The organism is Streptomyces sp. NPDC059567 (assembly GCF_042735655.1).
Lineage (GTDB): Bacteria > Actinomycetota > Actinomycetes > Streptomycetales > Streptomycetaceae > Streptomyces.
Window position 1 is genome coordinate 2,490 of the sequence record NZ_JBHWBS010000164.1, and the last position, 6,396, is coordinate 8,885.

Annotated in this window: 5 protein-coding genes; 2 read left to right on the forward strand and 3 right to left on the reverse strand. The window is 75.0% G+C overall.

Translation table 11 applies throughout. The features are described 5' to 3' along the window. Positions 1–84: 84 nt before the first annotated feature. On the reverse strand, positions 85–894 hold the full coding sequence (gene lipB, locus ACFVZW_RS36020; protein ID WP_384530673.1) for a lipoyl(octanoyl) transferase LipB: 810 nt from the start codon (positions 892–894) through the stop codon (positions 85–87). Positions 895–1,194: 300 nt separating this feature from the next. Here lipB and ACFVZW_RS36025 point away from each other — a divergent pair, with 300 nt between their 5' ends. Then, positions 1,195–2,823 (forward strand): regulator, encoded by a 1,629-nt coding sequence (locus tag ACFVZW_RS36025; protein ID WP_384530675.1) that lies wholly within the window; start codon positions 1,195–1,197, stop codon positions 2,821–2,823. A 261-nt stretch (positions 2,824–3,084) separates the two neighbouring features. On the opposite strand, the gene ACFVZW_RS36030 is transcribed toward ACFVZW_RS36025, so the two are convergent. Together ACFVZW_RS36030 and ACFVZW_RS36035 are read right to left on the reverse strand one after the other, a co-directional pair. Beyond that, on the reverse strand, positions 3,085–4,497 hold the full coding sequence (locus ACFVZW_RS36030; protein WP_384530677.1) for an NAD(P)/FAD-dependent oxidoreductase: 1,413 nt from the start codon (positions 4,495–4,497) through the stop codon (positions 3,085–3,087). A 175-nt stretch (positions 4,498–4,672) separates the two neighbouring features. Further along, complete coding sequence (locus tag ACFVZW_RS36035; protein WP_384530679.1) at positions 4,673–5,569, reverse strand: TIGR01777 family oxidoreductase; 897 nt, start codon at positions 5,567–5,569, stop codon at positions 4,673–4,675. 46 nt (positions 5,570–5,615) lie between these two features. Here ACFVZW_RS36035 and ACFVZW_RS36040 point away from each other — a divergent pair, with 46 nt between their 5' ends. Continuing rightward, a complete protein-coding gene (locus ACFVZW_RS36040; RefSeq protein ID WP_384530681.1) occupies positions 5,616–6,116 on the forward strand; it encodes a GNAT family N-acetyltransferase in 501 nt (166 codons plus the stop codon). Positions 6,117–6,396: the final 280 nt, after the last annotated feature.

Genomic DNA, 6,396 nt, shown 5'->3' on the forward strand with positions numbered 1-6,396 from the left:
CCCCGCCCACACACCGTGCGCACTCTTTTTTTGTTGTTTTTTTTGATCCCCTCTGGGACAGCTGCCCCACCCCCCCCACACTCCCTAGGCGTTCGCCTCTACGGGAGAGGTCTCGATCTCGCGCGGCTTCAGCTCCGCGTTCTCCAGGACCGCCTTCAGGTGCTTCTCCACCACCGGCAGGACCTCCTCGATGGTGACGTCCCGGCCGAGCTCGCTGGCCAGCGAGGCCACGCCCGCGTCCCGGATCCCGCAGGGGATGATCCGGTCGAACCAGGCGTTGTCCGGGTTCACGTTGAGGGCGAAGCCGTGCATCGTCACGCCCTTGGCGACCCGGATGCCGATCGCGGCCAGCTTGCGGTCCTCGCGGCGCTGGCCGGCGTTGGACGGGGCGTACTCCGGGCCGTTGAGCCGGGGGTCGAACTCCGGGTCGCTCAGCCGCGGGTCGAAGTCCAGCGAAAGGCCGCCGAGCGACGGACGCTGCTCCACCGGATCGCCCAGCACCCAGACACCGCTGCGGCCCTCGATCCGGGTGGTCTCCACGCCGAACTCGGCGGCGGTGCGGATCAGCGCGTCCTCCAGTCGGCGCACGTGTGCGACGACGTCGACCGGGCGGGGCAGCTTCATGATCGGGTAGCCGACGAGCTGGCCGGGGCCGTGCCAGGTGATCTTTCCGCCGCGGTCCACGTCGACGACCGGCGTCCCGTCCAGGGGGCGCTCGCTCTCCTCCGTGCGCCGGCCCGCCGTGTACACGGGCGGGTGCTCCAGGAGCAGACAGGTGTCGGTGATCTCGTCGGCGAACCGGGCGGCGTGCACCTCGCGCTGCTTGTCCCAGGCCACCTGGTACTCGACGGCGTCGTCGCCGAAGCCCAGACGGACGAATCGCAGCTCACTCACGGCAGTGCCTCCTCCTGGGTGCCGGTGCCGGGTTCCGGGGATCGTCCCGGGGCCGGCTCGGCACCATGCGTCATTCGCGCCCATGCCACTGTACGGCCGCCCGGCGGAAAGCCGTCCGGCAGGTGCGGAGGGCCGGGGACGAGGGCGTTTGCGTCAGCGACGGCCCTGATCCTCACACGATCGGATGAATGTGGGGCGAAGGAGGCGGTATGGGCGGTGAGGGCCGCTAAATTCACGCCGTTCCATGAGGGTCCACACGGGCTTGCTCCGGGGCCCGGAAGGCAGGAGACCGCACAGCTGATGACGGAACGACCTCCGCAGCGCATCCCGAACCGCCAGCTCGCCGCGCTCATCGCCGAAGCCGGGTTCTCCAACGCGGGCCTGGCCAGGAGGGTGGACCAGCTCGGCCTGGAGCACGGACTCGACCTGCGGTACGACAAGACCTCCGTGACCCGTTGGCTGCGCGGTCAGCAGCCGCGGGGAACCACTCCCGCCCTGATCGCCGAGGTCTTCACCCGGCGCCTGGGCCGTCGCCTCTCCGCGCAGGACCTCGGTCTGGACGCCTGCGCCCCCGTCTACGCGGGGCTGGAGTTCGCGGCGACGCCCGAGGAGGCGGTCGACATCGTCAGCGGGCTGTGGCGGAAGGACTCCGGCAGCCATGTCGAACTGCGCAAGATCGCCTTCACCCCGGCCGGGCTCGTGGTCCCGAGCCGGGACTGGCTGATCGGCCGGGCGGACGAGCGGGTCGCCCGGGGGGACTTGGCTGCGCCCAACGGGCGGCTCGGCTCGGAGGGTCGGCTCGGCTCCGACGGTCGGCCCGGCTCGGAGGGTCGGCTCGGCTCCGACGGTCGGCTCGGCGCCGACGGCCGGGTCGCGGCGGAGGCCCGGCACGGCGCCGAGGCGCGTCCGGGCGGAGACGGGGGACGGCTCGCCACCGAAGCGCGCCGTCCGGTCCAGGACCCCCGGGTGCCGCCGCAGGGCAGGGTCTCCGTCCCCCGCCAGCGCGGCACCGACCGGGGCCCCGGGCAGCGGGTCTCCAGCGGGGACATCGCCGCCCTCCGATCCGTCGGCGAGCTCTTCCGCACGCTCGACCACGCCTACGGCGGCGGCCACGCCCGCCAGGCACTCGTGCGCTACCTGGAGCACGAGGCCGAGCCGATGCTGCGCGGCACGTACGGCGAGTCCGTCGGCCGGCGCCTCTTCGCCGCGGCCGCCGACCTGACGAGGCTGGCCGGCTGGACCTCGTACGACATCGCCGCCCACGGCCTGGCCCAGCGGTACTTCGTCCAGGCGCTGCGCCTGGCGCAGGCGGCAGGGGACCGCGCGTACGGCTCGTACGTCCTGATCACCATGAGCCGGCAGGCGGTGTACCTCGGCCACGGGCGCGAGGCCGTGCAGCTGGCGCGGGTCGCCCAGCAGGGCGTGGGCTCCTCCGCGCCGCCCGTCGTCCAGGCGCTGCTGCATGCGGTGGAGGCCCGCGGGCACGGGGTGCTCGGCGAGGCGCGGGCATGCAGCGCGTCCCTCGCCCGGGCCGAGCGGGCCCTGGAGGCGGCCCGGCCGGGCGACGACGTGCCGTACTGGGCGCGGCCCTTCGACGAGGCGCAGCTCGCCGACGAGTTCGGCCACTGCCACCGGGACCTCCAGCAGTACCGCCCGGCGGCGCAGCATGCCGAACGCTCCCTCCAGCTGCGCGCGCCCGGCTTCGCCCGCAGCCGCCTCTTCTGCCGCGTGGTGCTCGCCTCGGCCCGGCTCGGCCTCGGCGAACTGGACCAGGCGTGCGCGCTGGGCGCGGAGGCGGCGCAGCAGGCGTCCGAGATGCGCTCGGCGCGGGCGGTGGAGTACGTACGCGACTTCGAACGCCGCCTGGAGCCGTACCGCGACGCGGCAGCGGTCCGCACGTACCGCGACCGCGTGGCAGCGATCGGCTGACGCGGGCGGGCGACGCCTACGCGCCGCGACCCGGCCCCGCCCACGTGCCCGCGGCCCCCGCCCCGCCCCGTTGTGGGCAACTGTTCCGCTGGGCTGGGGGTCCCCTCGGACGGAGTCTGGGGGAGGGTGGGCACAACGGACGGCGCCCTTGCAGGCGCCTCTGCCCCGTGCGCCCCGCGCCCAGCCCGTCCCGTGTGCCCACGCGTCCCAGCCCTGCGGGACGATTGCCCACACGGCGGGGGTGGCGGCGGGGGCGGGGTGTCAGGCTGCCTCCGGTGTTGATTCTTCGCGGGCTTGGACGCCCAGGTCTGACAGGACCGCCTGGGCCGCGCGGCGGCCCGAGGACAGGGCGCCTTGCGGTGTGGACGTGTCACGGTGGTCGCCGCAGACGTACAGGCCCGCCAGCAGCCGGACCGGCCGGCGCGGATCGTGCGGCGGCGGCATCGCCGGAATCGCGTCCGGGGTGTGGTGCAGGGCCAGCAGCTCCCACTCGTCCGTCGACGTGCCGTACAGCGTCGCGAGGTGCTTGCGGACCCGCCGCTCGGTGTCGTCCGGCGGAGTGCCCAGGACCGTCGAGGTCACGAGCACCCGGCCCGCCGGAGCCCGCGTGGGATCGACCGCGCTCATCACCGCCGTGTGCGCGACCGGGCCGCCCGGGTCGGACTCCAGGAGCAGTACCGGGTCGGCCGTCGGCGCGGCCGGCACGGTGTGGTGCAGCACCGTGACCGGGTGGAAGGCGGGGGTCCGCAGCCCGGGCAGCAGCTCGGCGGCCGTGCGCGCCCCCGTCGCCAGCACGACCGAGCGGCAGCGGAACACCCCGTGCTCCGCCGTCGCGACCCGGTCGACCGCGATGTCCGTGACCCGGACGCCCGTACGGACCGTGCCGGACGGCAGCGTCGCGGCCAGCAGGTCGGGCAGCGCGCCCGAGCCGCCCTCCGGCACGCACAACCGCCCCCGGGCGAACGCGCGCAGCGCCACATCGGCCCATCGGCTGGACGTCGCGAGATCCGGGTCGCCGAGCAGCGCGGCGACCAGGGGCCGCAGCACCCCCTGGACGGTACGGGCCGGCAGCCGGGCCGTCAGGGCCTCGCGCGCGGCCCGCTCCGGACGGGTCAGCAGCCGCTGCACGGGTGTCGCCGCGAGCCGCGCCAGCGAGGCACCGAGCCGCGCCTGGTCGAGCGAGGCGGCCGGATGACGCGGGGCGCTCGCAAGGGCGCGCGCCACCGTGAAAGCTCCCCCTACGCGCCGGGGCGCGTGGGGAGACCCCCACCCCACGCCCCAGGGGCCCTGCGCGGACCCCCTCGCCGTGGCCCGGGCGCCCCGCGCGACCCCCACGCGCCAGGGCGCATGCGGGAACGGTTCACCGACCCTGACGTACCGTCCGTCGCTGTGCACCAGCGCCCCCGGTGCGAACGGCCGCAGCGCCACCCCGCCCAGTCCGGGCGTTCGGCACAGCTCCGCGTACGAGGCGGTCAGCAGCGGCCCGACCCGGTCGAGCCGGAAGCCGTCGATGTCGTCCGTGGTCATCCGGCCGCCGACCCGCGGCCCGGCCTCCAGGACCGTGACGCCGATCCCGGCGCTGGTCAGCCGGTGGGCGGCGGCGAGCCCCGCGATCCCGGCTCCCACGACGACGACGTCCGTGACGACGTCCGAATGGCGTGCGGTACTGAGCACGTGCCCCTCCCCAGGTCGGCGCGGCTGGTGGGGTGCCTATGCCCCCAACAGACCCCAGGAATGCCCGCGTTCGCATTCAGGGCCTGCCAGCCTAGGCAGCGCTCCCACGGGTGCCAGCAGCGCGCGACGGGGTGCACGAAGCACGGGGTCGCACATGCCGCGCTCCTGCCCGTGCTCAGGCTGCGGCGCGGATCGCCTCGTCGATCGTGGGGAACGCGAAGCGGAAGCCGGACTCCGACAACCGGCTCGGCAGCACCCGCTGACTGCCCAGCACATCCTGCGCGAAGTCGCCGAGTACGACCCTGAGCGCCGGCGCGGGGACCGCGCAGACCGTGGGACGGCGCAGGACACGTCCCATCGCCGCCGTCACCTCGCGGTTGGTGACCGGTTCGGGGGCCGTCAGATTCACCGGGCCCGAGAGGGAGTCGGTCTCGATCAGATGCCGCAGGGCGGCCACCTCGTCGTGCAGCGAGATGAAGCTCCAGTACTGGCGGCCGTCGCCCATCCGGCCACCCACCCCCGCACGGAAGACCGGGAAGAGGCGGCCCCACGCCCCGCCCTCGCGGGCCACCACCAGACCCGTGCGGGCGTACGCGACCCGGATGCCGGCCTCTTCGGCGGGGGCCGCCGCGGCCTCCCACTCCACGCACACCGACGGCAGGAAGCCCTCGCCCGCCGGTGCGCTCTCGTCCACCGCGCGTGAGCCGGTGTCGCCGTAGTAGCCCAGCGCCGTGCCGCACACCAGGACCTTCGGCGGGTCGGCCAGCGAGGCGAGGGCCTGCGAGATCGCCGTCGTACCGAGCACGCGGCTGTCGCGGATCTCCTTCTTGTACGCCTCGTTCCAGCGGCGCTCGCCGACGCCGGCGCCCGCCAGATGCACGACCGCGTCGACGCCGACGAGCCCCGCCGCGTCCACGTACAGCCGCGTGGGGTCCCACTCGACCTCGTCCGCGGTCCGGGCGGGCCGCCGCACCAGGCGGGACACCTGGTGGCCGTCGGCGCGCAGCGAGCGCACGAGGGCGGAGCCGATGAGTCCGGAGGCGCCGGTGACCGCGATTCGGGAGCGTTGCATGGGGACATCCTGCCCTCCCCGGTCCGCACATGGCACAGTTGCCGACATGATCGCGCCGGAGACGCACATACGACGGGCCCTTCCCGCCGACGAGGACGCCCTCGGGGAGCTGGACCGCACCACCTGGTCGCCGCTGCATGCCGTGATGCCCGCGCCGGAACCCCCGTACGAACCCTTCTTCGACGAGCGGCACCGGCCCGAGGACTATCTGGTCGCGGAGCAGGGGCGGGCCGTCGTCGGCTACCTGCGGCTCGTGCCACCCACCCCGCTCGCCTGCAACGCGCACGTCCGCCAGATCCAGGGCCTCGCCGTCGCCGAGAGCGCCCGCGGCCGGGGCGTGGGCCGCGCCCTGCTGCGCGCCGCCGTCGAGGAGACCCGGCGGCAGGGCTGCACCCGGCTCACCCTGCGCGTCCTCGGCCACAACAAGCCCGCCCGCGCCCTCTACGAGTCCGAGGGCTTCACGGTCGAGGGAGTCCTGCCCGGCGAGTTCTTCCTGGACGGCGCGTACGTCGACGACGTCCTGATGGGACGCGCGGTCACGCCGTAGGCCGTGTCGGGACGGTCTCGCCGTGGGCCGTGTCGGGAACGGTCCCGTCCGGCCTCGCGAAGACCGGCGCGCCCGCCCGGCCTCGCGAAAGCCCGGCACGCCCGGAAGGTGCGAGGCGCGCCCTCAGGGCGGACGGCGCGAGGCGGGAGTTCCGGGCGGACGGCGATGCCCTCCGGAGACTCCCTAGGGGGTGTCTTGCCGATCATGCCGGGCTCGCGGCGTCTGGCACCGCGCCTCGCCGCGTTGTCGTCGGTCGGCATGGCTCCGCCATGCCTCCCTC